Genomic DNA, 25,073 nt, shown 5'->3' on the forward strand with positions numbered 1-25,073 from the left:
GGGGTCAGCGGAGTTCATGGGTGAGTCCCGTGTGCATAAGCGTCGCACTGGAGGGGCTAGCGTCGCCCGCACCGATTCGGCGTACCGTCGCGTCCGCGTCACGGCCACGATCACATCTCAAGTTCTTTCGAGCGCTGCCGATGATCCGAACAGTTGCCCAGCGGCGATCGCCCATGCCCATCCAGACCGCCCGTCACATCAACCTGCGTTCCGTCCTGCGCCAGCTGGAGCGGGAAGGCATCGTCGGCTACGAGGAACAGGCCCAGCACCTCGGCAATGTCACGATGCAACGCCTCGCCGCGATGGACCACGGCGCCCCCATCGACGTGCTCTTCGCCGAGCACGTGGAATGGGCGCTGCACCGTCGGCGCGGGTGGATGGACGAGTTGCACGACCACGACCCCCTCGACGCGTGAGCGCCCCCGCCGCCCCCATCGACACGACGACCACGCTCGCTGCACGCGCCATCGCTTAGGGCGCGATGCGACGCTGAACGTCCCCTCACGATTTGCAAGGCACGTTTTCGGCATCTTCACCTGCAACGTCCATCATTCGACGCTGGGAAGGCAACGAATGGATCTGTATGGACGCCTCGGCGGAATGGGTGATGGCCTGGATGGATCTGATCCTCGATTCGACGGCCATGGGCGAAGCGGTCGACCAGGGCGACCTGGCCGAGGTGCGGTTCCGTGCGTGTTCGATCGCCATTCGGGCCAGACGGCACGGCTTCGACAGGCTCGCGCATCTGGCGGCGGGACTGCTGGAACGGCTTGGCTTCAACGATGACGTGTCGCCATCGGTCTATGCCCCGGCGGTCGAGGAAATCACGCGGCACGTGGACGCGATAGGGCGACGGAACTTATCCTGACCGCTGCGCTCCGGGGTGTTGAAGGCCTGCCATGTCATTCGAAGAACTCGTACCCGAATCGTCCTACATCGTCCGCTTCAGCGACTGCGATCCGTTCGGGCACCTGAACAACGCGCGGTATATCGATTACTTCATCAACGCACGCGAGGATCACCTTCGCGACACGTATGACATGGACCTGGCTGACTATGCCAAGGAGGGACTCGGCTGGGTCGTGAGCGGTCACGACATCGTGTATGTGCGCCCCGCGAACTACAACGAGCGCATCGTGATCCGTTCCTCGCTGATCGCCATGGATGCGAATCGGCTGTGGGTGGAAATGACCATGCTGAATGCCGAAGGCACGCAGCTGAAGGCGATGCTGTGGAGCCGCTTCACTCCCATCGATGTGAGGACAGGCCGGCGTTGCGAACATCCGGACAGCTTCATCGATTCGTTCAAGCGGCTGGTGCTGCCGCAGGCCGCGCCGGGTGAAAGCCTGCAGGAGCGTGCCAGTCGGCTGGCGAAGGCGCTGAAGGCGGCGGAACCCGCCGCCTGAGCTTGGCCGCTTTCGCCGTGATCGTCATCGACGCGTCGACTGTGTCCGACCGATCCGCACGGCCTGGTTCACCGCATCGATGACGACCTGCGGCTTGTCGTACTGAATGTAGTGCCCGGCATCGGGGACGATCTCGTTGATGCCCCGCGTCGACATGGCCGCCACCCTCAGGTGCAACCCCTCCCAGGACAGCGTCTTGAGGTTACGTTCCTCCTGCGACTCGTCACTACGCTTGGGGAACGGCGAATGCGTGAGCACGATGATCGGCATGTCGCCGAAGTCGGTGCGCGTCTTCCGGGTTTCCTCGGCACTGGCGTAGAAGACGTTCTCGCGCTCGGATGCCACGGCGGCCTGCCAGCGCTCGGTAACCGCATAGGTCTCCTGGGCCTTGTTGATGGCCGGACTGAAGCGCGGGTCGTCGGTATCTCCCACGCACGTCTCGAACATCTTCGTACCCTTCACCAGCCCCTGCCGCGCGGCGGCGATACAGGCATGCAGATCCTTCAGGCCTTGCTCGTACTTTGCCTTGTCGCCCGGTTTGGCGAGAGCCCACCCCTCCGATGACTGGTCTTCGTGGGACCCATCGACGATCACCATGCCCACGACTTCGCTTCGATATTTATCGGCGAAGACACGCACGTTAAGCCCAGCCAGCGAGTGGCCCACCAGGACGTAAGGCGGCTTGATCTTCGCGGCATGAAGCAAGGCATGCAGATCTTCCGACTGGTTGACCGGTGTACCGGGACGGCGGGCCGCATCGCTGAAGCCGAGGCCGGCACGGTCGAATGAGCAGACCCGGGTGCCTTGGGCCAAGACCGGCTGGACCAGGGCCCAGGAAATCATGGAATCGCCCATGCCCGCGTCCATCACGACCGTCGGGGACCCGGACCCGAGGCAATACAGGTTGAGGCGTTGGCCGGCACCGATATCGACCAGGCGAGCCGGATGGGCGTACACCGGGTTGTCGATCACCGGCGGCTTTGTACTGGCCGCCTGGGCCAAGCCCCATGTCGTCATCGCACACACGAAAAATCCGGCAATGGCTCGCCGCATGTCTTTCCCCCTGTTGATTCCCAAGACCCTTCCATGAACAAGAGTCATGGAAGGGTGCGATTTTCGCAAACTCTCAGCGCACGCTTAAAGCAGCTTGATACCCCACGGCCGCACAGCCCACGCAAACAAGGCAAAACACAACACCGTGATCAGGGCGCTCAAACCGAGGGCGGGCCAAAAGCCAAAACGAGCCAGCAAACGTGGGAACGCGAGGAACATCGGCAACGTGGGCACCACGTACCAGAACGTGTACCACGCGTGGTTGGCGATCTTCTCCGCCGGTTGCTTCTCGACATAGAGCCAGGTGAGCGCCAACAGCGTCACCATCGGCAACGAGGCCAGCAGCGCACCGAGGCGGTCGCTGCGCTTGGCGATCTCCGACACCGCCACGACGATCGCGGCGGTGATCGCGTATTTGGTGAGGATCCAAGGCACGAGGCGGCTCCGGTCAACTATAGTCCCTAGCTAGTATATGGCGGTCGTACGATTCTGGAGAGGGGAGGATGCATGGGACCGGGGGACAAAATCAGAATCCCTAATACACGCTGAAAGTGTTCCTGATCGAGTCTGGGGTCAAGGCACTTCTCTCCGGTTCGCCACCGTGTGTGGTCCGGGTCGTCACGTCGAATGCTGCACGCAATGGCCCTTCTAAAAAACAGGCCAACAACACGAAATCTCCGCGTGAATATCTCTTACTGTCGTGTCGAGTCTGTTCGCGCTTCCGCGAAGTAAGCCTTGGTCCTCGCGCCGAAGGTCATCGACCACACATACGCCACCACGCCGAGACACAGCAACGCGCGAGCCATGTAGGCCCCTTCTTCCTCTGCCCCCGGTGCGATCTTGAAGACCGGATCAGGGTTCGGAGAAAGCAGCGTGGCGATACAAAGGATGCCGAACGCCACAGCGAACACCATGGAGACGATCCGTCCCCAGACTGGTCGCCTGATGCAAGCGACGAGCACGGCGGCGGTAAAAACCATCGCGATAAGCTGCCCGGTAAGGAAACCCGTCAGATGGAACATCAGGCTTCTGTCCGACAACGTCCGTATGGAGAAGAGGAGACGGATGAAACCGAACCCGTCAGTCATCAGTATGAGCGCAGCGAAGAGCATGGTGACGATGATCGCTACCGGCTTTTTTTCCTTCTTTGACGGCAGGATCGACGTGTCCTCATGCTGACTCGACTCCTGTGCGAATTCTTCTGACGTTTTCATCCCGCCCCCTTTCTATCGACTTCATCTTTGCGCATACCAAGACCTGCCCCGATGCTCAGCGCATACAGGTCCCGAGTGCCGTCGAACGGTATATCAGACTTGCCGGAGCGGCATCATTCAAGGTACCGATCTTGGTCATGCCAACTTTCTCCAGCACACGGATGGACGCTGTATGTGTCGGCCGAACAAGGCCATAGACCTCATCGAGAGCCAGTGGTCCGAACGCCCAAGCGACTGCCGCCCTCGCCAATTCGGTAGCCAGACCCCGACCCCAGGCTTCCACGGCGAACCGATAGCCCATGTTGGGCAAGGTCCTCTCGCCGTAAGCCAGGCGCGACAAGCCGCCAAAACCGAGGATGTGATCGGGTGCCCCGTGTTCGCTGACCGCCCATTGCCCGAATCCCAGTTCGGCCCAATCGGTGAGCCAACGCGCCAGCAGCTGATCGGCGGCCGCTTGATCCGGTAGCGGCCCGGCCGGATTGAACCGCTGCGTCGCCAAATCCCCATAGATGGCGAAGAGACGCGTGGCGTCGGCGGCTCTGACCGGCCGCAGTTGAAGTCGCGCCGTCTCCATGACGCTTCCAGCGGCGGTCATGCCACAGGCTCTCGTCGGCAGGGAAGACCCATGAACTTGTTTGCACTCCCGCCCCATCCCTTTGAGCTCCAAAGTCTGGATCAGTCCAAATCATGACATAGAGGCACACCCACACGCAGTGAGGCCTCGGCCTATCTACCAGCACGACGAGATGACGTCGCGCAGGTGACATCTTGTTCTATCATGGCAAAACAAATAGTCGCGCCACCCTTGGCGTTTGGCAGGTGACTAGGTGCCGCATGAAGAAAGCCAACAAACACGTTACCCCTAGCTCGTCAGGTGGATGGCTAGTAAGAAAGTCAGGCTCGTCGCGGGCTTCACGGACGTTCGACACCCAAGCGGAAGCCGTGAGTTACGGCCGGGCGTTGGCAAAGAAGGACGGCACCGCTCTTTATGTCCACGGCCGCGATGGCTCGATCAAGAACAAGATGAGCTACCAGGATTCCACTGCCGGCCAAGCGTCAAAGAAGAGGTGATTTCGATGGCGTTCGAGGACAACGTCTTTATCAATTGCCCCTTTGATGATGAATACTTCTCCTTGCTACGCCCACTCATATTTACGGTCGTTTATCTGGGCATGAAGCCAAGAATTGCTCTCGAGGCATTGGACGCCGGCGAAGCACGACTCGATAAAATCGTCGGTTTGATCCGCGAATCGAAGTACTCCATTCATGACCTATCGCGAATCGAAGCAAGAACGATCGGCGAACTCTTTCGGCTGAACATGCCCTTCGAACTAGGCATCGATTTCGGATGCAGAAAATTCGGGCGCGGCGATCTGAAGAACAAGCGATCGCTGGTTCTGGAAGCAGAGAGACATAGATATAAGGCGGCGCTCTCGGATCTTTCGGGGATGGACATAGAACACCACGACAACAGTCCCTACAAGGTCATCGAAATTGTCCGCAACTGGCTCAAGACCACGTGCAAGTTGCAGGCCGCCGGGCCAGCAAGAATATCCGGGGCATTCACCGACTTCACCGCAGCCAATTTTGACGATCTGAGGGGAAAAGGGTTCTCGAGGGAAGACGTCGACAATCTGCCCATCCCTGAGCTGATTGAATGCATGGAGAGCTGGGTATCGGAAAATCGATAACGGCCAAGGGCAAGGTTCGTATCTCTGCAAATCCTCGCCACACCCCAGGCGGCGCGTATGGCCGCATACGGCTCATCCTGCCTCCCGCTCCTGTGCTTAAGTGCGACTTAAGTGCGAATCGAGGGGTACAAGAGGCAACCCGTCGACGCTTCAATTCAGGTCGATTTTTAGGGTGAGCCGAAAAACGAAGGCCCCGCATCGCTGCGAGGCCTCGTAACTTACTGTTTCTGGCGGAGAGGGTGGGATTCGAACCCACGGTACGCTTACACGTACGCCTGATTTCGAGTCAGGTACATTCGACCACTCTGCCACCTCTCCGTGAACGGTCGACGGCAAGGTTTGAGCCTTGCCGGGCCCGCAATCATAGTGGGTCTTCCCTGCCGTGACAACAGGGTTTCGATGGGGCATCCTGCCGGGGCATCCGGGCGCGTATGGCGCCCTCCCCCAGCTCTCCCAAGGCCCACATGATCGAGTTCGGACACGGCACGCACACAGGGCTCCGCCGCACGCGCAACGAGGATACCTACTACGCCGACGCCGGCCTCGGGCTGTTCCTGGTGGTGGACGGCATGGGCGGGCATCGGCACGGCGAGGTGGCTTCGGCCACGGCGCGGGACGGCGTGGTGGCGCAGGTGGCCGCCGGGCAGTCGCTGGTGGACGCCATCCAGCGGGTGAACGAGGCGCTGATCGCCCGGTCCAGCGGGCTTGCCGAATCCCGTCCGATGGGGACGACCATCGCCGCCGTGCGGATCACCGGGCAGCACTATGAGGCCGCCTGGGTCGGCGACAGCCGGATCTATCGCTGGGACGGTTCGTTGCAGCGGCTTTCGCACGACCATTCCATCGTGGAGGCGCTGGTTGAAACCGGCGAACTGACCGAGGCCCAGGCGCGCATCCACCCGCAGCGCAGCGTGCTGACCCAGGCGCTCGGGATCACCTCGCCGGACCAGTTGCACATCGGCCTGGCTCGCGGCGAACTTACGGCCGGTATGCGTCTTCTGTTGTGTACGGATGGCCTCACCGACGAGGTCGACGACCGGCGCATTGCGGAGATTGTTTCGCGTACGGATATCGCTGCACAGGAGTGCATCGATCATCTCCTGCTCGAAGCGTTGAGCGGGAATGGGCGGGATAACGTTACGGCCATTTTGCTGCGGGCTGCTGGGTGAAGTAGCGCGGAGTCGCCGGGTGCCTGCCTGCGCAGGCACGACGTGGGGCGGCTTGCACGGTCAAACCAGCTTCAGTTCTTTTCTTGCCTTGGCTTCTGCCCACTGCATTCGCGCATGAGCCGCGCTTACGCATTGCAAGCCTGTGCCGGTCATCTTGCCGACCGCCTCCAGGCCCATCGCCATCTGCTGCGGGTTCACGGTGTCCGACTCGTGCACGAGTTCGGCCAGCAGTTCGGTCATGCCTTTCGAGTACTGCAGCCATTCGGTCGCCAGATTCAGCAGATCGTGCGGCGTCGCACCGGGATCCAGTTCGAGTTCGTTGTTGTCGGTCATCGCTTGCTCCTTGCTTACGCCGCCGCCTCGGTCAAACGCGGCGCGCCAGACATCGACGCGCCGCGGACCATAGGGACCACGAGGCTTCACCGGCACCTTGGGGGAACCGGACGGCGTGATTGACGAATGAGCGGTGTCTGTCGCCGCCACCGACGCGCAAAGGAACGCGCCGGCTTATGAGGCGACCAAGAAATATCTCATGCGGACGACAAACACCGCGGTTCTGCAACCGCCTCCGCCTGTTCGGCAGAAAGCCTTACAGGTTGAGGGTGCTGCCCGGAAGGTCCGGTGGGCGCGGGCGTGCCGTATGATCGGGGGTAGCCAAGATCAATGCTCCTTAAAGTCGAGGTTGGTTTTGGTCAGCGAGCCGGAGGTGTTAACGGCACCTTCGGTTCGCGCTTCTCACCGCATTGAGCGATGGTTGCCTGCGTAGCGTTTTCGTGTGTCGACAGCGCAGGCAACGGCCCGAAGGTAGCAAACGAATTCCCTGTTGTCTGTAGGCGCTACTGAAGCTTGGCAACAGCATAAATGCACGCTCGACCTGTGAGCGCGCCCTGCTGTCATCGGCTTTACGATCATTCGTAGTCGAGAGTTGATCGCGCCCTTCGCGCACAAGCGCGTTACTACCCAAGGTAGCCAGTCCTTCGTGTCGTCACCGGATCACGCTCTTGCACGCGAGAGCGTTTTGCTCATCGCGCGATTGATATCGCAAGTCGACGTGCTTCGCGGTGAGCTATGGCCTTCGGCGCAAAAATTCAGAATTTCCCTATATGAGAAAGAGCCCTCAACCCCTACCGTTGCCCGCTGGTAATGAGGAGCGAAACTCAATGAATGCAACCCGTTATTCCGCCGAACGTGGGTGGCCGGCCTCCCTCGCGGGTGTGCGAAGCCATCTTCGGCTCGAGTTCAATGGTGGATGGCTCAAGATGCCGGGATTTGGGCTTTGCTACCCAGCCGTCTCGGGACGCTTGACGTCAGATGGTTTCAGGTATGCCGTCGATCGCCAGCGCCTGAGCAACGAAGGGCCTATTCCTGAAGGCGTGTATTGGGTAGCGCCTGCGGAATTATGGTCCAACGCTTGGTACCGGCCGGTATCCCGATCCGCTTGGGGAAATCATAGGCTCACCATCCATCCCTTTCCAGAGACAGAAACCCACGGACGTGGCGGATTCTTCATCCATGGCGGCACCACACCGGGAAGCGCGGGGTGCATAGATTTGTGGGGTCACATGGACCGATTTGCGAAAGACCTGAAAGAGAAGGTCGATGGAAGAGAAAATATTTATTGCATCCTGACGGTGAACTACAACTTGCAGCATCGAACATGAGGAAGCTGTCTCTATATTTGCTGGGTCTTGGCGTCGTCTTGATCGTCGCGATCCTGAATGTCGAGGTTTACAACGAGTATTTCGGGGACGGCCCACCGTACTTCGATAGAACGACGAACATGGACAAGTGGAGCAACCCTGTCCCCGTTCTCGCAATGTTTGACGGAGCCGTCCTGTTGGTTGGCTGGCTTGCATGGCGTTGGATCAATAAACCTCGCTGTTGAACACGATGGCTGGATGCCCAGTCCGCATGCGAAGTCCGCTTCTGCCTTGGCTCTTTCCACACGACACCGTATCGGTGGAAGGAGACGTCGGGTGTCCTTTTTTGAGCGATTCCGCAGGGAGGCGTAGGCCGGACGAGGACTTAGCGAGAAAAAGGGCGCGCGGCGGCTCCTTGCCGCCACGTTCATGCGTGGGTGCGATGGCGGAAGCCGAGCCTGTAGCTTTATGCGGCGGAAGCCGCTTAAAAACATGGGCCCGCGTTAGCGGGCCAACCGATTGCGTGGCGCGTGGCGCGCCTTCGGGCCTTAAGTCGCTGGGTCCCTGCCTTCGCAGGGACGACGATCAATGGACCGTGTCGGATTCGAGTTTGCGCCAGATGCTTTGGCCGCCGGCGGCTTTGTCGATCGCGTCGAGGCGGTTCGAATGCAATGCCAGTTCTTCATCCGTGGCGCGCAGCACGACCGGGCGGCGGGTGATGACGATGTCGCCGAGGATGTTCGAGCCGCGGTTGTCGGCGCCCGCGTCGAACGCGAAGTCCAGGGCCACCTGGCCCGAGGTCATCGCGATGTAGACGTCCGCCAGCAGCTGCGCGTCGAGCAGGCCGCCGTGCAGGTCGCGGTGCGCGTTGTCCACGCCCAGGCGCTTGCATAGCGCGTCGAGGCTGTTGCGCTGGCCGGGATACATGGCACGCGCCATCAGCAGCGTGTCGAGCACCGTCGCATGGTCGGTGACCTGGCCGTAATGCGCGCCGGCGAGTTTCAATTCGGCGTTGATGAAGCCCACGTCGAACGCCGCGTTGTGGATGATGAGTTCCGCGCCGCGGATGAAATCGAGAAACTCGTCCACCTTGTCGCGGAAAAACGGCTTGTCGAGCAGAAACTCGTCCTGGATGCCGGTGACTTCGCGTGCGCCTTCGTCGATGGCCCGCTCGGGGTTGAGGTACGTGTGGAAAGTGCGCCCGGTCGGGCGGCGGCCAACCATTTCGACCGCGCCGATTTCGATGAGACGATGACCGAGGTGTGCTTCGAGGCCCGTGGTTTCCGTATCCAGCACGATCTGCCTCATGCCACCTTCCCCTTCGCCTTGTAGATGATGGCCTGGTCGCGCGCGGCGACATCCACGCGCTCGTTTTCCACATGGCCGTTATGACCCTTCACCCATTCCCAGGTGACGGTGTGCGCGGCCGCCGCCGCGTCGAGGCGGATCCACAGGTCCTGGTTCTTCACCGGCTTCTTGTCGGCCGTCTTCCAACCGTTGAGGCGCCACTTCGGTACCCAGTCCTGCACGCCCTGCATCACGTACTTCGAGTCCGTCATGAGGTGCACGTTGCAGCGCCGGGTGAGCGCTTCGAGCGCACTGATGGCCGCCATCATTTCCATGCGGTTGTTGGTGGTCTCCGCCTCGCCGCCGGAGAGCATCTTCTCGATGCCCTTCGCGCGCAGAAGGGCGGCCCAGCCGCCGGGGCCGGGGTTGCCCAGGCAGGCGCCATCGGTAAACGCTTCAACGGTATCGGTCATGGACTCAATCAGGTTATCGATTCACGGGCATTGCGGCGCGCGCCGGAGGCCAGCGTACCGGGGATCGGTGTGGGCACGGCGACGGCGCGGGGGCGCAAGGGTACCGCTGCCGGACGTTTTTTGCGCGCCACGAGGAGGTAACCGCCGCCCACCAGCGACTCGCCGACGGCGGCCCCACCGGCGCGCGGCCACGCGCTGCCCACGCGGCGCGGCATCGAGAGTTCGAACTCGTCGCGGACGAGACGCTGGCTCCACCACCACGGCCAGGTCAGACGCGGACGGATGCCGCGGCTCTGTCTCGCCACCCATGGCGACCACAGGCCCACGGGATGGATGCCGGTGATCGCCAGCATGCCGCCGGGCGCGAGGACACGGATCGCCTCGTCCAGCAGGTTGTCCTGGCGGGCCGTGGTTTCCAGCGCGTGGCGTAACAGGACCACACCGAAGGATTCATCGGAGAACGGCAGGGCTTCGAGGCCGCTGGCGCGTATATCCCCGCCCAGGACCGCTCCGGCAACGCGCAGCGTGGCCCAATGGCCCAGGAGCGGGATGGCCGGCGGCTCGCCCTGGGCGGCCGCTGTGAGGTGCAGGCCGTGGTCTCCCGTGCAGCGGGCCAGCAGGGGCGTGAGCACGCGCGTCTCATCGGCGAGGAGCTTGCCGATCTGCGGAGTGGCGTAGATGTCGGGAGTGAACTGGACCATGCGGATCGAGTCTAAACGGTTTAGGGGTCGCCACAGCGGTTAATGACTTCCTAACGAGCGAGATATACCCGGCTGATATAGTCCGGCCGCCCCGCCCGGTTCGCACCCTTCCCGGCGGCCATTCCTTGGGTGTTCGCGCCCTATCGACGTCACGGAGCCAGCCCGATGCATTGGGTCCCCGTCGCGGCCTTGAGCGACAACTACATCTGGCTGGTCGCCGACGACGCAGGCAACGCCTTCGTCGTGGATCCCGGTGAAGCCGCCCCCGTCGAAGCCGCGCTGGCCGAGCGCCACTGGCGGCTGACGGCCATCCTGCTGACCCACCACCACAACGACCACATCGGCGGTGTGTTCGACCTTGTGCGCAAGCACGACGTCGAGGTCTACGCGCCGCTGGATACCCGCATTCATTACAAGACCCAGATCGTCGAGGACGGCGACACGGTCACACTGGATGCGCCGAAGGCCTCGTTCAAGGTCATGGCCGTGCCGGGCCACACGGCCACGCATATCGCGTATGCCGGCGAAGGCTTCCTGTTCTGCGGCGACACGCTTTTCAGCATCGGTTGCGGGCGCCTGTTCGAGGGCACCCCGGAACAGATGCTGGCCTCCCTGGACCGCTTCGCCGGCCTGCCGCCGGAAACGCTCGTATGCTGCGCGCACGAGTACACGGCGGCCAATATCCGTTTCGCGCTCAGCGTCGATCCCGACAACGGCGACCTCCGCCGTCGTTCGGACGAGGTGGCGCGCCTCCGTGCGGAGGGCCGGCCCAGCGTGCCGAGCCGCCTCGCCGAGGAATGCGCCAGCAATCCGTTCCTGCGCGTGGACAGCGAGGCTATCGCCCGCTGGGTCCAGGCCCAGGGCCAGGACCATGCCACGCGGACGGAGCGCTTCGCCGCGCTGCGCCGGGCCAAGGACACCTTCACCGCATGAACGTATTCAACCGCCGGCTCCTGCCCACCCTCATTCCGCTTTTCCTCACGGCGTGCGCCGGCGGGGCGCCGAAGCCGGTGCCGCAACAGCCGGTTGCGACGGTGACTCCCGTCGCACCGGTGGACGATGTGGCCGTGGCGCCGAAACTCCTGCGCCCCGCGCAGCCAGCGGACTTCTGGGCGGGTATGCGCGAGAGCTTCGCCATGCCGGGCTGCGAGGCCGATCCGAAGGTGCTGGCCTGGGCGCGCACCTATACGAGGTCGCCCAACCGCTTCGAGCAGCACGTGAACGAGGTGCTGCCGCTTATCGTCTACGCGCACAAGTCGGCCATGAAGCACAGCGTGGCCGGCGAGTTCGCGCTGCTGCCCTGGGTGGAAAGCCAGTACCGCCACGTGCCGGGCCACAAGAACCGCCCGGCGGGCATGTGGCAGATCATGCCGCAGACGGCGCGCACGCTTGGCCTGCGCGTGGAGAAGAACTACGACGAGCGGCTGGACATCGCCAAGTCCACCGAATCCGTGATGACCATGATGCGTCGCTACTACGACGACCTGGGCGACTGGCGCCTGGTCGACGTGGCCTATAACGCGGGCGAGTTCGGGCTGAAGAAGAAGCTCGACCGGCACGGCGGCCCGACGAACGACGACGGCCTTCCCGACGTGCCGATGAAGGCCGTCACGAGGGATCACCTCGTGAAGCTGATGGCGATCGCATGCATCGTGCGCGATCCTGCCCGCTTCAATGTCTCGCTGCCCAAGCGCGATGCCGAGAATGCGCTGCAGGTTGTCCAGGTGTCCAATCCGCAGTCGCTCGCCCAGGCGGCGAAGCAGTCGGGCCTGTCGATGGACGATCTGCGCGATTTCAATCCCGCGTACCGCACGAACAAGGGCACGGTGAGTTCCAGCCTGCTGTTACCGAAGTCCGCGGCGGACCAGTACAAGCTCGGCCCTGTCGCGTCGTCGACGGATGCCGCCGACGCGGTAGCGGCTTCCGTACCAGCGGCCACTCAGGCATCGGGAAAGGCGAAGAAGAGCACCGCGAAGGACGAACGGCGGATCGTGTTCTACAAGGTCAACAGCGGCGAGTCGCTGTGGTCGATCGCCCGGCGTCACCAGGTCAGCGTGGAGCAGTTGATGACCTGGAACGATCTGCAGACGAAGACGGTGCAGCCTGGACAGGTGTTGAAGCTGTCGGCTTCGCGGTGACTTCATTGGAGGCTTATCGCCCGATCGAGCGACAAGCCTCCACCGCAATAAAGCTCAAAGCTGCACGACATCCCACTGCACGTCCGGGCTCACATCGGCATCGTAATCCACGCCCTTCGCCTCGAAACCGAACAGCTTGATGAAGTCGTGCTTGTAGCCGGCATAGTCGGTCACGTCCCACAGGTTTCCCGTGGTGACCGTCGGCCACAGCGCCTTGCATTCCCCCTGCACGTCGTCGCGCAGTTCCCAGTCGTCCAGGCGCACGCGGCCTTCGGTGTCCGTTTCGGCGGGCTTGCCGTCCGCGCGGTACAGGCGATCGTGGAACAGACGGTTGATCTGCTCGATGGTGCCTTCATGGATGCCCTTCGCCTTCATGATCTTGAAGACCATGGAGACGTAAAGCGGAATGACCGGGATGGCCGAGCTGGCCTGGGTCACCACCGACTTCATCACGCCCACGTAGGAGCGCAGGCCCTTGGACGCGTAGCGCTCGCCCAGTTCCTTCGCCGTGCGATCGAGATGCTGCTTGGCCTGGCCGAGCGTGCCATGCCAGTAGATCGGCCAGGTGATGGAGGTGCCGACGTAGCTGTAGGCGATGGTCGTGGCGTTATCGGCGAGCACGTCGGCCGCGGCCAGCGCCTCGATCCACATCGTCCAGTCCTCGCCACCCATCACGGTGACGGTGTCTTTCACTTCCTGCTCGTTGGCCGGCTCGACCGTGGCCTGCACCACTTCGTTCCTGTTGGTGTCGACCGAGGAGGCGGTAAACGTTTCGCCCATGGTCTTCAGCGCGGAGCGCACCACCGAGCCCGGCTCGCCCATCTTGCTGCCTTCCGGCAGCTTGCGCACCGGCGAGGCCAGCGAGTAGACGACGAGATCGACCTTGCCGCCCATCTCGTTCCTGATGATCTCGATGGCCTTGGCGCGCGTCTCGTTGGCGAACGCATCGGCGTTGATCGACTTCGCGAACAGGCCGGCCTCGCGGGCGAGCTTGTCGAAGGCGTGTGCGTTGTACCAGCCCGCGGTGCCGGTCTTCGCTTCGCTCGACGGCTTCTCGAAGAACACGCCCAGCGTGGCCGCGCCGTGGCCGAAGGCCGCCGTGATGCGCGAGGCCAGGCCATAGCCGGTGGAGGCGCCGATCACCAGCACACGCTTCGGACCGTCGGCGAACGCGCCACTGGCCTTGGTGATGGCGATCTGTTCTTCGACGTTCTTCGCGCAGCCGACCGGATGAGCGGTGGTGCAGATGAAGCCTCGGACCTTGGGTTGGATGATCACGGATGGTTCCTTCGACGCGTCAAGACCGCCATTGTAATCGCGTCGCCCGTCCATGCGCTCCCGCATGGTTTGCTGACTGCGCTAGCCAGCCCAGGCTTGCGTCGAATGCACCCGTGTTCGTCTTACATGCGGTCCTGGGCAATCTTGATCTCGGCGTGGGACTTCAGCGCCTCGATGTATTCCAAGGTGGCGGCCTGGGCCATCGCATCCATCATCTGTCCGCGCAGCGCGTCGCGCTGGGCCTTCTCGACCTTCGACGGATCGCCGTCGACGACCTTGTCCACGGCCACCAGCGCGTAGGCGCCGTTGTCCGTCTTCACCGCGGTCCAGCTGGGCTTGCCGTTCGCCGGGTGCGGCAGCGTGAAGACCTGCTGCAGGATCGCCGGCGGCACGTCGGTGAAGGTACCGAGCTTGCTGCGATCCACGCCGGCGAGGGTCCGCACGGGTGCCTTCGCCAGCGCCGCGACATCGCCGCCCTTGGCAAGTTCGGCCGCGACCTCGTCGGCGTGCTTCCTGGCCATCGTGTCGACGCGCTCGTCGAGGATGCGCTGGCGGATGGCGTCGGTAACCTCGGCGAGGGCCTTCGGCGCCGCCGCGTTGTGCTTGGCGAGGTGCATGACGACCGCGTCGCCCTTGTCCACCTGCACCAGCGAGGAATTGTTGCCCTGGTTCAGGACGTCGTCCGCGAACGCGGCCTGGACGAACTTCGGATCGGCCGGGATGCCCGGGCCGCCTTCGTGGCCGAACAGCGGCGAGGTCTTGATCTCGAGGCCCAGCTCCTTGGCGGCCGGCTCGAGCGAACCCGGGTTGCGCTCGGCGAGGTCGGCCAGCTGGCCGGCGCGCTCGTTGTAGAGGCGCTCGCCCTCGTTCTTGGCCCAGTCGGAGGCGAGCTGCGCGCGCACCTCGGCGAAGGGCTTCGCATCGCCGTCGCGGGCGTCGCGCAGCCAGATGATGTGGTAGCCCTCTTCCGGCGACAGCACCGGCTCCTTCGTGATCTCGCCCTTCTTCAGGCCGAACAGGGCGGTGTCGAAGGCGGCGTTGGCCACGCCTTTCTCGAGCCAGCCGAGGTCGCCGCCCGCGCGCTTCGAACCAAGGTCGTCCGAGTTCTCGGCGGCCAGCTTGGCAAAGTTCTCCGGCGTGGCCTCGGCGGCGATCTTCTTCGCCTTTTCGAGGGCGGCCTTCTGCTGATCGGGCGTGGCGTTTTTCGGCACGTTCACGAGGATGTGCGACGCCTCGCGCTGCTCCGGCTGGGCGTAGCGCTGCTTGAACTTGTCGTAGTACGCGTGCAGCTGCTCGTCGGTGGGTTCGCCCACCTTGAGGTCGGCCTGCTTCACTTCGAGGTACTGCACGGACACCTGTTCCGGCGTCGTGTAGTCGGCGATGTGCGACTTGTAGAAGGCCTCGATCTCGCTGTCCGGCACGTTGGCGTCGGTAAGCGAGGGACGCGGCAGTTCGACGAAGCGCAGGTCGCGCTGCTGCAGGCGCAGGCGGAAGAATGCATCCACGTCGGCGTCGCTGACCAGCGTGGTGGTCGAGATCGCCTGCGGAAGAATCTGGGTGGCGAGCGAACTGCGCACGCGCTGCTCGTACATGCCCGGGCTCATGCCCTGCATGGCGAGCACGGCGCGGTAGGTTTCCGGACTGAACTGACCGTTGACCTGGAAGCCAGGGTCGGTGCCGATGGCGGAACGCACGCTGGCATCGGAAACGGTGAGGCCGAGGTCGGTGTTCGCCTGCTGCAACAGGGCCTGGCTGATCATGCCATCGAGCACGCGCTGCTTCAGCTCGGGCTTCTCGAGGTCGGCCGCCGTGAACGGCGAGCGCGGGTCCTGCGCGGCCTGCTGGCGAAGTTCGTTGAGCCGCTGCTGCCAATCCTGCTGGGAGATCTCGTGATCGCCCACCTTGGCCACATAGGTGTCGACATGCGAGACGAAGTACGACTCGATGCCGAAGAACGCGACGGCGAAAACGGAAACGCCGAGGACGATAGCGGCGGGCCAGCCGTGGATCTTGTTACGCAGGGCTTGCAGCATGATGCGACTCGCGAAGGTAGATAAAGCAAAGGCGCCACGCGGGCGCCTTTGCGGACCAATGGCGGAGTGGACGGGACTCGAACCCGCGACCTCCGGCGTGACAGGCCAGCATTCTAACCGACTGAACTACCACTCCACTTTCCGTCTGGTGGGTGCTGAGGGGATCGAACCCCCGACCAGCGCCGTGTAAAGGCGACGCTCTACCGCTGAGCTAAGCACCCTCGACGGTAAGACCGCTTAGTTTACGTGATCCTTGAGCGCCTTGCCAGCCGTGAAGGCCGGGACCTTGGACGCCGGGATCTTGATCTCTTCGTTCGTGCGCGGGTTGCGGCCCGTGCGGGCGGCGCGGCTGCGCACCTTGAAGGTGCCGAAGCCCACGACGGCGACATCGTCACCCTTCTTCAGGGCGTCCTTGACGGCTTCGATGAGGCCCTGGAGCGCGCGGCCGGCGTCGGCCTTCGACAGTTCGGCCTTCTCGGCGATGGCGTCGATAAGCTCGGATTTATTCATTACGTAACTCCCTTCAAAGGTAATTCGAATCGCCGGACGGCGATCCTTCACGAGAAGACGTCAGGTTGCGAACGCAACCCCGCGATCCATGGCGCCCTTGCGGCGCGAGCGATGGCGGAGTGGCCTTTATACCAGTGCCCCCCAGCCATCGCAAGACAAGGAATACCAAGGCTTTCAGCACATGTGCATCGTTCACGGAGGCTTGCGCGGAAGGCAAAAAACGATTATCGCGAAGTGTCCGTGACAGGACGACGAAAACGAAAAGGGCGCACCTGGGTGCGCCCTTGTTCGTGACACGGAACGATGAAGGTCAGTGCGTCAGCGACGGCGAAGGCTTCCCCTTTCCGCGCTTGCCCTGTGCCCGGGGTACCTCGACGGCGGCACCCTCCCCCTCCTTCTTGAGCCCCAGCGGACGCTCGAGGGCGAGGTCGAGCACCTCGTCGATCCACCTCACCGGATGGATGTCGAGCGAGCCGGTGATGTTCTCCGGGATGTCGACCAGGTCCTTCTTATTCTCGTCGGGGATGATCACCGTGGTGATGCCGCCGCGATGGGCCGCGAGCAACTTTTCCTTCAGGCCACCGATGGGCAGTACCCGGCCGCGCAGGGTGATCTCGCCGGTCATCGCGACTTCGGATCGCACCGGCACCTTCGTCAGGGCCGAGACCAGCGCCGTACACATCGCGATGCCCGCGCTCGGACCGTCCTTCGGCGTCGCGCCCTCGGGTACGTGGATGTGGATGTCGAGCTTCTCGTGGAAGTCCGGCTCGATACCCAGGCCCGCCGCCCTGGCACGCACGACGCTGAGGGCCGCCTGGATCGATTCCTTCATCACGTCGCCGAGCTGGCCGGTGTGGACGAGGCGCCCCTTGCCCGGGACCACGGAGGCCTCGATGCTGAGGAGGTCGCCACCCACCTGGGTCCAGGCCAGGCCCGTGACCAGGCCCACTTCGTTCTGCTGCTCCGCCCGGCCGAAGTCGAAGCGACGCACGCCGAGGTAGTGGTCGAGGTTCTCGCCGTCGACGCGCACGTGGCCCGGCGCGGCGGGCTTCGCCTTGGCGGCCTTCGCCACCTTGGCCGGCTTCGCCCTCGCCTTCTCGGGCACGGTGCCCAGCGCCAGCTCCTTCACCACCTTGCGGCAGATCTTGGAGATCTCGCGTTCCAGGTTGCGCACGCCGGATTCGCGCGTGTAGTAGCGCACGATGTCCCGCAAGGCGTCCTCGCCCACTTCAAGCTCCTCGGCCTTCAGGCCGTTGGCCTTCAGCTGCTTCGGCAGCAGGTACTTCTGCGCGATGTTGAGCTTCTCGTCCTCGGTGTAACCCGGGATGCGGATCACCTCCATGCGGTCGAGCAACGGACCCGGGATGTTGAGCGAGTTCGCGGTCGCGATCCACATCACCTCGGACAGGTCGAGGTCGACCTCGAGGTAGTGGTCGTTGAACGCGTTGTTCTGCTCCGGGTCGAGCACTTCGAGCAAAGCCGACGACGGGTCGCCGCGGAAGTCCATCGACATCTTGTCGATCTCGTCGAGGACGAACAGCGGATTCTTCGTGCCGACCTTGTTGAGGTTCTGCACGATGCGGCCCGGCATGGAACCGATGTACGTGCGGCGATGGCCGCGGATCTCGGCCTCGTCGCGAACGCCGCCGAGGCTCATGCGGACGAACTTGCGGTTCGTCGCCTTCGCGATCGACTGACCGAGCGAGGTCTTGCCCACGCCGGGCGGACCGACGAGGCAGAGGATCGGGCCCTTCATCGTGTTCACGCGCTGCTGCACGGCGAGGTATTCGAGGATACGTTCCTTCACCTTCTCGAGGCCGAAGTGATCGGCATCGAGCGTTTCCTGCGCCAGCGCGAGGTCCTTGCGGACCTTGCTGCGCTTCTTCCACGGCACGCCCACCACCCAGTCGAGGTAGTTGCGCACCACGGTGGCTTCCGCGGACATCGGCGACATCTGCTTCAGCTTGTTGAATTCCTGGCGCGCCTTCGCGAGCACGGCGGGCGGCATGCCGGCGGCGTCGATCTTCTTCTGCAGCTCCTCGATCTCGTTGACGCCCTCTTCGCCCTCCCCCAGCTCCTTCTGGATGGCCTTCATCTGCTCGTTGAGGTAGTACTCGCGCTGGCTCTTCTCCATCTGCGACTTCACGCGGCCGCGGATGCGCTTCTCCACCTGCTGCAAATCCATCTCGCCGTCGACGAGCCCGATGAGCAGTTCGAGGCGCTGGCCCACGTCGGCCGTTTCCAGCACGCGCTGCTTGTCGGCCATGCGCACGGAGAGGTGCGCGGCAATGGAGTCCGCCAGGCGCGAAGGATCGTCGATACCCGAGAGCGTCGCCAGGATTTCCGGCGGCAGCTTGCGGCTCTGCTTCACCAGTTGCTCGAAGAGCGACACCAGCGAACGCGACACCACGTCGAGCTCGCGTTCGTTGTTGCTGTAGATGGGCTCGATGACACGGGCACGGCCGCTCATCATGCCGGCGTCGTCTTCGAACGCGTCGATCTGCACGCGCGACTGTCCCTCGACGAGCACCTTGACGGTGCCGTCGGGCAGCTTCAGCAGTTGCAGGACGCCGGCGAGCGTACCGACCGAGTGCAGGTCGCCGATGGACGGATCGTCGATGTCGGGACTCTTCTGTGCCACGAGGAGGATCTGCCGCTCGCCCTCCATCGCCCGCTCGAGTGCGCGCATGGACTTGTCGCGCCCGACGAACAACGGAATGACCATGTGCGGGTAGACGACGACGTCGCGCAGCGGCAAGACCGGCAACTGGTCCAGTTCGGCACCGCTCGTGGTTTGTCTGCGAATCTTCGCCATGTGCTTGGGGTTTCCCTCGGGTGATTGGGGCGCGACCCGACACTGCGCCGGACCCGCCATACACGTCAAGTGGTGGTTCGCGCAGGATCCATCAAGAGCGCGCCATACAAAGAAAAACGGCCCCGGCGTCGTGGGACGCCGGGGCCGTCGGTCATGCCCTTGACGGTGCGATCAGGCCGCGTCGCCACCCTCGCCCGCGATTCGCTGCTGCTGCAGGTTCCCACGGTAGATGAGATACGGTTCAGCCTGGCCGTCGATCACGGCGTCGTCGACCACCACCTTGCTGACATGCTCCAGCGAGGGCAGTTCGAACATCGTGTCGAGCAGCACCTGTTCGAGGATGGTGCGCAATCCGCGCGCGCCGGTCTTGCGCTTCAGCGCGCGACGGGCGATGGCGGACAGGGCCTCCGGACGGAATTCCAGTTCGGCGCCTTCCATGTCGAACAGCTTGCGGAACTGCTTGGTGACGGCGTTCTTCGGCTCGGTGAGGATCTGCACCAGGGCAGCCTCGTCGAGCTCGTCGAGCGTCGCGACGACCGGCAGGCGGCCCACGAACTCCGGGATCAGGCCGAAGCGGACCAGATCGGCCGGCTCGACTTCCGACAACATCTTGCCGACGTTCTCGGTGCGCTCCTTGGAGCGGACCTCGGCGCCGAAGCCGATGCCGGTGGTCTCGGAACGCTGCTGGATCACCTTCTCCAGCCCGGCGAACGCGCCGCCGCAGATGAAGAGGATGTTGCGCGTGTCGACCTGGAGGAACTCCTGCTGCGGATGCTTGCGGCCGCCCTGCGGCGGCACCGAGGCGAGCGTGCCCTCGATGAGCTTCAGGAGGGCCTGCTGCACGCCTTCGCCGGACACGTCGCGGGTGATCGACGGGTTCTCGCTCTTGCGCGAGATCTTGTCGATTTCATCGATGTACACGATGCCGCTCTGCGCCTTCTCGACGTCGTAGTCGCACTTCTGCAGGAGCTTCTGGATGATGTTCTCGACGTCCTCGCCCACGTAACCCGCCTCGGTGAGCGTGGTGGCGTCGGCGATCGTGAACGGCACATTGAGAAGACGGGCCAGCGTCTCGGCCAGCAGCGTCTTGCCCGAACCGGTCGGACCGATCAGGAGGATGTTGGACTTGCCGAGTTCGACTTCGTCGTTTTTCTGGCGCGATTCCATGCGCTTGTAGTGGTTGTACACCGCGACCGACAGCGCCTTCTTGGCGCGCGTCTGGCCGACCACGTACTGGTCGAGCGCTTCCATGATCTCGCGCGGCTTCGGAAGTTGGGTACGGCCGGAGGCCGCCTTCTCTTCCAGTTCCTCGCGGATGATGTCGTTGCACAGCTCGACGCACTCGTCGCAGATGAACACGCTGGGGCCAGCGATCAGCTTGCGAACTTCGTGCTGGCTCTTGCCGCAGAAAGAGCAGTAAAGAATCTTGCCGCCATCGTTGGAACGGCTCTGCCGCTCGTCGCTCATGCTATGGGCCCTACTGAGAATCCAGGTGCGCTTTGAGAATAGCACAGCGCTTCGCCCCTTGAAGTAGGGGCGAAGTGCCGGATTTCAAAGCGAAAAGGTTGAATCAAGCTGAACGGACGGTATCGACCGTGCGCTTGTCCAACACCGAGTCGATCAAGCCATAGGCCTGGGCTTCCGCCCCGCTCATGAAGCGGTCGCGCTCGGTATCGCGGGCGATCTCCTCCACCGTCTTGCCGCTGTGGTGGGCGAGGATCGCGTTGAGGCGCTCGCGCATCGTCAGGATCTCACGGGCGTGGATCTCGATGTCGGTCGCCTGGCCGGAAATACCGCCGGCCCACGGCTGGTGGATCATGATGCGCGAATGCGGCAGCGAGTAGCGCTTGCCGGCGGCACCCGCGGCCAGCAGCAGGGCGCCCATGGAGGCGGCCTGGCCGATGCACATCGTGCTGACGTCCGGCTTCACGAACTGCATCGTGTCGTAGATCGCCATGCCCGCGGTGACGGAGCCACCGGGGCTGTTGATGTACAGGCTGATGTCCTTGTCCGGGTTCTCGGACTCGAGGAACAGCAGCTGGGCCACGATGACATTGGCCATGTAGTCGTCGACCGGACCGACCGCGAAGATCACGCGCTCCTTGAGGAGGCGCGAGTAGATGTCGTACGAACGCTCGCCGCGCGAGGTCTGCTCGACGACGATGGGCACCAGGTTGAGGTTCTGGATCGGAGCCATGGACATGGGGTCTCTCCTTCGTGTGGGGCCCGGGGTTACTGGCGATCGGCGGTTCAGGCGCCGATCGGCCGCATCACCTCATCGAAGCTCAGCTCCTGGTCGGTGGTCTTGGCGTTGTCCGCCACCCACTCGGCCACCTGATCTTCCATGACGCGGTTCTGCAGTCCCGACATCAGTTGGGGGTCGCCGTTATACAGTTCAATGACCTTCTCCGGCTCCTCGTAGGTGGAGGCGATGGCGGCCAGCATCTCGCTCAGACGCTTGCGGTCGAGGCGCAGTTCGTTCTTGCGCGCGATCTCACCCATCAGGAGAGCGGCGATGACGCGCTTGCGGGCGAACGGCAGGGCCTCGGCGACCATCGCGGCGCTCGGCTCCTGGCCGCGCGGCAGGTTGCCGGCGGCGAGGCTGCGGGCCTCGGCATCGGCCATCAGCTCCGGCACGTCCAGCTCCGGGTGGGCAGCGGCCAGCTTCTCGGCCACTTCGGACTTCAGGCGGGCCATCAGGGTGGCCTTGAGCTCGCGCTCGAGGTTGGCGCGGACTTCCTTGCGGAAGGTCTCGAGGTCGCCGTCGGCCACGCCGAACATCTTCACGAATTCGGCGTCCACGGTGGGCAGGTTCGGCTCCTGCACCTTCACGATCTTGAACGTGACGCTGGCGGTCTTGCCGGCCAGGTCCGGGTTACGGAAGTCTTCCGGGAAGGCGACGTCCTGGGTCAGTTCCTCGCCGGCGCTGCGGCCGGTCAGGGCCTCGTCCAGGGCCTTGAACAGGGTGCCGGAACCCAGCACGCTGCCGGCGCGCTCCAGGCCCTCGGCCGGGAAGCGGTAGTCGCCCGAGGCGGCGGCGTATTCGAACATGACGAAGTCGCCCTCCTTCGAGGCGCGGGTCACTTCGTCGAAGCTGCGGCGCTGGGTGCGCAGGGTCTCGATCATCTTGTCGATGTCGGTGTCCTTCACCTCGGCCTTGGGACGGGCGATCTCGATCGCCGCCACGTCGATGGCCGGGAATTCCGGCATCACCTCGAAGGTGGCCGTGTAGGCGATTTCGCCGTTCTCGGCGTTGCCCGTGGTGTCGACCGACGGGTTGGCGATGGGCTGCAGCTTCTCCTGCTGGAACGCCTCGCGCAGCGTGCTGCCGATGAGGTCGGAGAGGGCTTCGCCACGGACCTGCGCGCCGAAGCGCTGCTTGATCACGTTGGTCGGCACCTTGCCGGGACGGAAGCCCTTCAGGCGCACCGTACGGCCCATTTCCGCGATGCGCTCGCTGACCTGCGTCTCCAGACGCTCAGCCGGGAACTTCACCGTGAGCTTGCGCCCGAGCTTGCCCACATTCTCAACCGAAACCTGCATGACCTCTCCTGAAACCACCACGGACGTGGCGCGATGGCGGACATCCGTCCGCCGTAACCGAAACAATGGGATTCACCGCGACTACCGGGTCGGCCGCCGCGACCTGCTCCCCAGCGGCGAAAACCCCCGCAAATGACTGCCCATTCTACGTTTTGCCCTCCCGCCGCCGCAACCTGCCTCAAGGGGTCGCCCAGCGCCTGGGGCCGTGTCCTTCGGCGGCCAGTTCGTCCCCCGGATTGGCGAGGCCGCAGGCCGTCAGCGAAAGGCATCCGCAGCCGATACAACCGGTCAGCCGATCCTTCAGGTTGACCAGCTGGGCGATCCGCTCTTCCAGCTCGTCATGCCAGGCGGCGGACAGCCGGGCCCATTCCTCGCGGGTGGGCGTCCGCTCGTCCGGCAGGGCCTCGAAGGCCCGACGGACGGCCTCCAGCGGGATGCCGACCCGCTGCGCGACCCGGATCACCGCGAGCCGGCGCAGTACGTCGACGCCGTAACGGCGCTGGTTGCCGGACGTGCGCAGGCTGCGTATCAGCCCTTTCCGCTCGTAGAAATGCAGGGTCGAGACCGCCACCCCCGCCCGCCTGGCTGCCTCGCCCACGCTCAGTTCGCGCATCGCGCTTGACCTCAACAATGGTTGAGGTCACATGCTGCACCCTCTGATTCTCCCGCGCAAGCGTGCGAGACTCGCCGCCTCCCAAGGAAACCGAATGAACGTGGGCACGTCCGATCCAAAGACCCTGGCGCCCGCCGCGCCTCCGGCCGAGGGCATCCTCGCCCCGCCCTACCGAGCGGCCACCGTGGGCATGGTGTCGCTCATTTCCCTTATCGCCTTCGAGGCGCTGGCCGTCACCACGGCCATGCCGACGGTGGCGCGGGAGCTGGATGGCCTGAAGGCTTACGCCCTGGCCTTCGGCGGCGTGCTGGCGACCAGCGTGATCGGCATGACGCTCTCGGGACGCTGGAGCGATCGCAAGGGGCCGGCACCGGCCATGTGGACGGGGCTGGCCGGGTTCGTCCTCGGCCTGCTGATCGCGGGCTTCGCCCGCGACATGCCGACCTTGCTGGTGGGTCGCCTGGTCCAGGGCCTCGGCGCGGGCTGCCTTTCGCCTGCGCTGTACGTCATCGTCGGGCGCCTGTATCCGGATTCGCTGAGGCCGAAGGTGTTCGCCTCCTTCTCGGCGGGCTGGGTGGTGCCGGCCTTGATCGGCCCGGCGGTGAGCGGCGCCATCGTGGAGCATGCCGGCTGGCGCTGGGTGTTCCTCGGCGTGCCGCTGCTGGCGATCCCCGCCGCGGCGGGACTGCGCGGTGCGCTTCGCTCGCTCGGCCGCCCGACCGGAAAGGCCGGTACGGATACGACACGACGGATGGCGAACGCCATCGGCGCTTCCCTGGGTGTGTGCCTGCTCTTCGTCGCGGGCCAGGAGCGAGGCTGGCTCGCCGCCGCCTTGTTCGTTCCCGCGATCGCCCTCCTCTTCGCCTGCGGCAAGCGACTGCTTCCACCGGGCACGCTGCTAGCGGCACGTGGCCTGCCCGCGGTGATCGCGCTGCGCGGCGTGGCGGCCTCCGCGTTCTTCGGCACCGAGGCCTTCCTGCCGCTGGCGTTCTCGCGCGAGCACGGCCTGTCGCCGATGTGGTCGGGCATCGCCATCAGCGTCGGTGCCCTCGGCTGGTTCTCCGGCTCGTGGTACCAGGGCCACTACGCGAAGGTGTCGCGACAGACGCTTCTCCGTCGCGGCACGGCGATGATGGTGATCGGCGCGGTGCTGGCGTCGTTGAGCACGTTCGCATGGATGCCTGTCGCCGCTTCCGTCGCGGGATGGCTGTTGACCGGTCTCGGCATGGGCATGCTCTACGGTACGGTCGCCGTACTCGCGCTGTCGATGTCGGGCGAGCACGAACAAGGCACGAACAGCTCCGCGCTGCAATTGTGCGAGTCGTTGATGGTGGCGACGACGCTGGCGATCGGTGGCTCGCTGTTCGCGGCGCTGCTCGATCTTTCGCCCACAGCGGCATTTGCGGCCAACTTCGCGATCACCGTGACGCTTGCGGCCTTGGGTACTGTAGTCGCTCGTCGGACGGAAATCCGGGCCACACCATGAAGCACCGCAAAGGACTGGAATCG

26 protein-coding genes and 3 tRNA genes are annotated in these 25,073 nt (G+C 64.1%); 10 read left to right on the top strand and 19 right to left on the bottom strand.

Annotated elements, in window-relative coordinates; all coding sequences use genetic code 11:
- The first annotated feature begins 173 nt into the window (after window positions 1–173).
- From HBF32_RS06620 to HBF32_RS06630, 3 genes are all read left to right on the top strand, one after another.
- Window positions 174–416: a hypothetical protein gene (locus HBF32_RS06620; protein ID WP_166698911.1), complete on the top strand. Its 243-nt coding sequence runs from the start codon at window positions 174–176 to the stop codon at window positions 414–416.
- Between the two features lie 167 nt (window positions 417–583).
- Entirely contained in the window at window positions 584–868 is a 285-nt protein-coding gene (locus HBF32_RS06625; RefSeq protein ID WP_166698912.1) for a hypothetical protein, read from the top strand.
- Between the two features lie 31 nt (window positions 869–899).
- A complete protein-coding gene (locus tag HBF32_RS06630) occupies window positions 900–1,406 on the top strand; it encodes an acyl-CoA thioesterase (protein ID WP_166698913.1) in 507 nt (168 codons plus the stop codon).
- A gap of 24 nt (window positions 1,407–1,430) precedes the next feature.
- Here the strand turns inward: HBF32_RS06630 and HBF32_RS06635 are convergent, their stop codons facing one another.
- From HBF32_RS06635 to HBF32_RS06650, 4 genes are all read right to left on the bottom strand, one after another.
- Window positions 1,431–2,423, bottom strand: coding sequence for an alpha/beta hydrolase (locus HBF32_RS06635; protein ID WP_166698914.1), 993 nt, complete (start codon window positions 2,421–2,423; stop codon window positions 1,431–1,433).
- A gap of 120 nt (window positions 2,424–2,543) precedes the next feature.
- On the bottom strand, window positions 2,544–2,894 hold the full coding sequence (locus tag HBF32_RS06640) for a DUF3147 family protein (protein WP_166698915.1): 351 nt from the start codon (window positions 2,892–2,894) through the stop codon (window positions 2,544–2,546).
- A 257-nt stretch (window positions 2,895–3,151) separates the two neighbouring features.
- Window positions 3,152–3,673 (bottom strand): hypothetical protein, encoded by a 522-nt coding sequence (locus HBF32_RS06645; RefSeq protein ID WP_166698916.1) that lies wholly within the window; start codon window positions 3,671–3,673, stop codon window positions 3,152–3,154.
- A gap of 55 nt (window positions 3,674–3,728) precedes the next feature.
- Entirely contained in the window at window positions 3,729–4,268 is a 540-nt protein-coding gene (locus tag HBF32_RS06650) for a GNAT family N-acetyltransferase (RefSeq protein WP_205287715.1), read from the bottom strand.
- Between the two features lie 239 nt (window positions 4,269–4,507).
- Here HBF32_RS06650 and HBF32_RS06655 point away from each other — a divergent pair, with 239 nt between their 5' ends.
- Window positions 4,508–4,744 carry a DUF2188 domain-containing protein gene (locus tag HBF32_RS06655; protein WP_166698917.1) on the top strand — a complete coding sequence of 79 codons (237 nt, stop codon included), beginning with the start codon at window positions 4,508–4,510 and terminating at the stop codon, window positions 4,742–4,744.
- 5 nt (window positions 4,745–4,749) lie between these two features.
- On the top strand, window positions 4,750–5,364 hold the full coding sequence (locus HBF32_RS06660) for a hypothetical protein (RefSeq protein ID WP_166698918.1): 615 nt from the start codon (window positions 4,750–4,752) through the stop codon (window positions 5,362–5,364).
- A 228-nt stretch (window positions 5,365–5,592) separates the two neighbouring features.
- Here HBF32_RS06660 and HBF32_RS06665 read toward each other — a convergent pair.
- Window positions 5,593–5,682, bottom strand: a tRNA-Ser gene (locus HBF32_RS06665).
- Between the two features lie 146 nt (window positions 5,683–5,828).
- Between HBF32_RS06665 and HBF32_RS06670 the strand changes: the two genes are divergently transcribed.
- Window positions 5,829–6,533 carry a PP2C family protein-serine/threonine phosphatase gene (locus HBF32_RS06670; RefSeq protein ID WP_166698919.1) on the top strand — a complete coding sequence of 235 codons (705 nt, stop codon included), beginning with the start codon at window positions 5,829–5,831 and terminating at the stop codon, window positions 6,531–6,533.
- A gap of 60 nt (window positions 6,534–6,593) precedes the next feature.
- Here HBF32_RS06670 and HBF32_RS06675 read toward each other — a convergent pair whose 3' ends face one another.
- Entirely contained in the window at window positions 6,594–6,866 is a 273-nt protein-coding gene (locus HBF32_RS06675; RefSeq protein WP_166698920.1) for a hypothetical protein, read from the bottom strand.
- A gap of 827 nt (window positions 6,867–7,693) precedes the next feature.
- Between HBF32_RS06675 and HBF32_RS06680 the strand changes: the two genes are divergently transcribed.
- A complete protein-coding gene (locus HBF32_RS06680) occupies window positions 7,694–8,194 on the top strand; it encodes a tlde1 domain-containing protein (RefSeq protein ID WP_205287716.1) in 501 nt (166 codons plus the stop codon).
- 564 nt (window positions 8,195–8,758) lie between these two features.
- Here HBF32_RS06680 and dnaQ read toward each other — a convergent pair.
- From dnaQ to HBF32_RS06695, 3 genes are read right to left on the bottom strand one after another with little or no spacing between them, the layout of a single operon-like run.
- Window positions 8,759–9,481, bottom strand: coding sequence for a DNA polymerase III subunit epsilon (gene dnaQ / locus HBF32_RS06685; protein ID WP_166698921.1), 723 nt, complete (start codon window positions 9,479–9,481; stop codon window positions 8,759–8,761).
- On the bottom strand, window positions 9,478–9,933 hold the full coding sequence (gene rnhA, locus HBF32_RS06690; RefSeq protein WP_166698922.1) for a ribonuclease HI: 456 nt from the start codon (window positions 9,931–9,933) through the stop codon (window positions 9,478–9,480). The genes dnaQ and rnhA overlap by 4 nt, the downstream gene beginning before the upstream one ends.
- Window positions 9,934–9,941: 8 nt before the next feature.
- Window positions 9,942–10,634: a methyltransferase domain-containing protein gene (locus HBF32_RS06695; RefSeq protein ID WP_166698923.1), complete on the bottom strand. Its 693-nt coding sequence runs from the start codon at window positions 10,632–10,634 to the stop codon at window positions 9,942–9,944.
- A 165-nt stretch (window positions 10,635–10,799) separates the two neighbouring features.
- On the opposite strand from HBF32_RS06695, the gene gloB reads away from it, so the two are divergent.
- Window positions 10,800–11,567 carry a hydroxyacylglutathione hydrolase gene (gene gloB / locus HBF32_RS06700; protein WP_166698924.1) on the top strand — a complete coding sequence of 256 codons (768 nt, stop codon included), beginning with the start codon at window positions 10,800–10,802 and terminating at the stop codon, window positions 11,565–11,567.
- The gene (locus HBF32_RS06705; protein ID WP_166698925.1) at window positions 11,564–12,772 is read left to right on the top strand and encodes a transglycosylase SLT domain-containing protein; all 1,209 of its coding nucleotides are present in this window, start codon (window positions 11,564–11,566) and stop codon (window positions 12,770–12,772) included. The genes gloB and HBF32_RS06705 overlap by 4 nt, the downstream gene beginning before the upstream one ends.
- A gap of 54 nt (window positions 12,773–12,826) precedes the next feature.
- Here the strand turns inward: HBF32_RS06705 and fabV are convergent, their stop codons facing one another.
- The 10 genes from fabV to soxR all read right to left on the bottom strand — a co-directional run bounded on the left by fabV (window position 12,827) and on the right by soxR (window position 23,564).
- The gene (gene fabV / locus HBF32_RS06710; RefSeq protein WP_166698926.1) at window positions 12,827–14,050 is read right to left on the bottom strand and encodes an enoyl-ACP reductase FabV; all 1,224 of its coding nucleotides are present in this window, start codon (window positions 14,048–14,050) and stop codon (window positions 12,827–12,829) included.
- 122 nt (window positions 14,051–14,172) lie between these two features.
- Window positions 14,173–16,083, bottom strand: a complete 1,911-nt coding sequence (locus HBF32_RS06715; RefSeq protein WP_166698927.1) for a SurA N-terminal domain-containing protein — start codon at window positions 16,081–16,083, stop codon at window positions 14,173–14,175.
- A gap of 59 nt (window positions 16,084–16,142) precedes the next feature.
- A tRNA-Asp gene (locus tag HBF32_RS06720) sits at window positions 16,143–16,219 on the bottom strand.
- 10 nt (window positions 16,220–16,229) lie between these two features.
- Window positions 16,230–16,304 (bottom strand) — tRNA-Val (locus HBF32_RS06725).
- Window positions 16,305–16,320: 16 nt separating this feature from the next.
- Window positions 16,321–16,593 (bottom strand): HU family DNA-binding protein, encoded by a 273-nt coding sequence (locus HBF32_RS06730; protein WP_072321387.1) that lies wholly within the window; start codon window positions 16,591–16,593, stop codon window positions 16,321–16,323.
- Between the two features lie 310 nt (window positions 16,594–16,903).
- Window positions 16,904–19,408, bottom strand: coding sequence for an endopeptidase La (lon, locus tag HBF32_RS06735; RefSeq protein WP_166698928.1), 2,505 nt, complete (start codon window positions 19,406–19,408; stop codon window positions 16,904–16,906).
- A 171-nt stretch (window positions 19,409–19,579) separates the two neighbouring features.
- Window positions 19,580–20,875 carry an ATP-dependent Clp protease ATP-binding subunit ClpX gene (clpX, locus tag HBF32_RS06740; protein ID WP_072321389.1) on the bottom strand — a complete coding sequence of 432 codons (1,296 nt, stop codon included), beginning with the start codon at window positions 20,873–20,875 and terminating at the stop codon, window positions 19,580–19,582.
- Window positions 20,876–20,978: 103 nt separating this feature from the next.
- Window positions 20,979–21,605 (bottom strand): ATP-dependent Clp endopeptidase proteolytic subunit ClpP, encoded by a 627-nt coding sequence (gene clpP, locus HBF32_RS06745; RefSeq protein WP_413626742.1) that lies wholly within the window; start codon window positions 21,603–21,605, stop codon window positions 20,979–20,981.
- Window positions 21,606–21,658: 53 nt separating this feature from the next.
- Window positions 21,659–22,951 carry a trigger factor gene (gene tig, locus HBF32_RS06750; RefSeq protein WP_166698930.1) on the bottom strand — a complete coding sequence of 431 codons (1,293 nt, stop codon included), beginning with the start codon at window positions 22,949–22,951 and terminating at the stop codon, window positions 21,659–21,661.
- A gap of 178 nt (window positions 22,952–23,129) precedes the next feature.
- A complete protein-coding gene (soxR, locus tag HBF32_RS06755; protein ID WP_166698931.1) occupies window positions 23,130–23,564 on the bottom strand; it encodes a redox-sensitive transcriptional activator SoxR in 435 nt (144 codons plus the stop codon).
- Between the two features lie 94 nt (window positions 23,565–23,658).
- Between soxR and HBF32_RS06760 the strand changes: the two genes are divergently transcribed.
- On the top strand, window positions 23,659–25,050 hold the full coding sequence (locus HBF32_RS06760; RefSeq protein ID WP_166698932.1) for an MFS transporter: 1,392 nt from the start codon (window positions 23,659–23,661) through the stop codon (window positions 25,048–25,050).
- Window positions 25,051–25,073: the final 23 nt, after the last annotated feature.

Origin of the sequence: Luteibacter yeojuensis (genome assembly GCF_011742875.1) — a bacterium.
In the GTDB taxonomy this organism is placed as follows: Bacteria; Pseudomonadota; Gammaproteobacteria; order Xanthomonadales; family Rhodanobacteraceae; genus Luteibacter; species Luteibacter yeojuensis.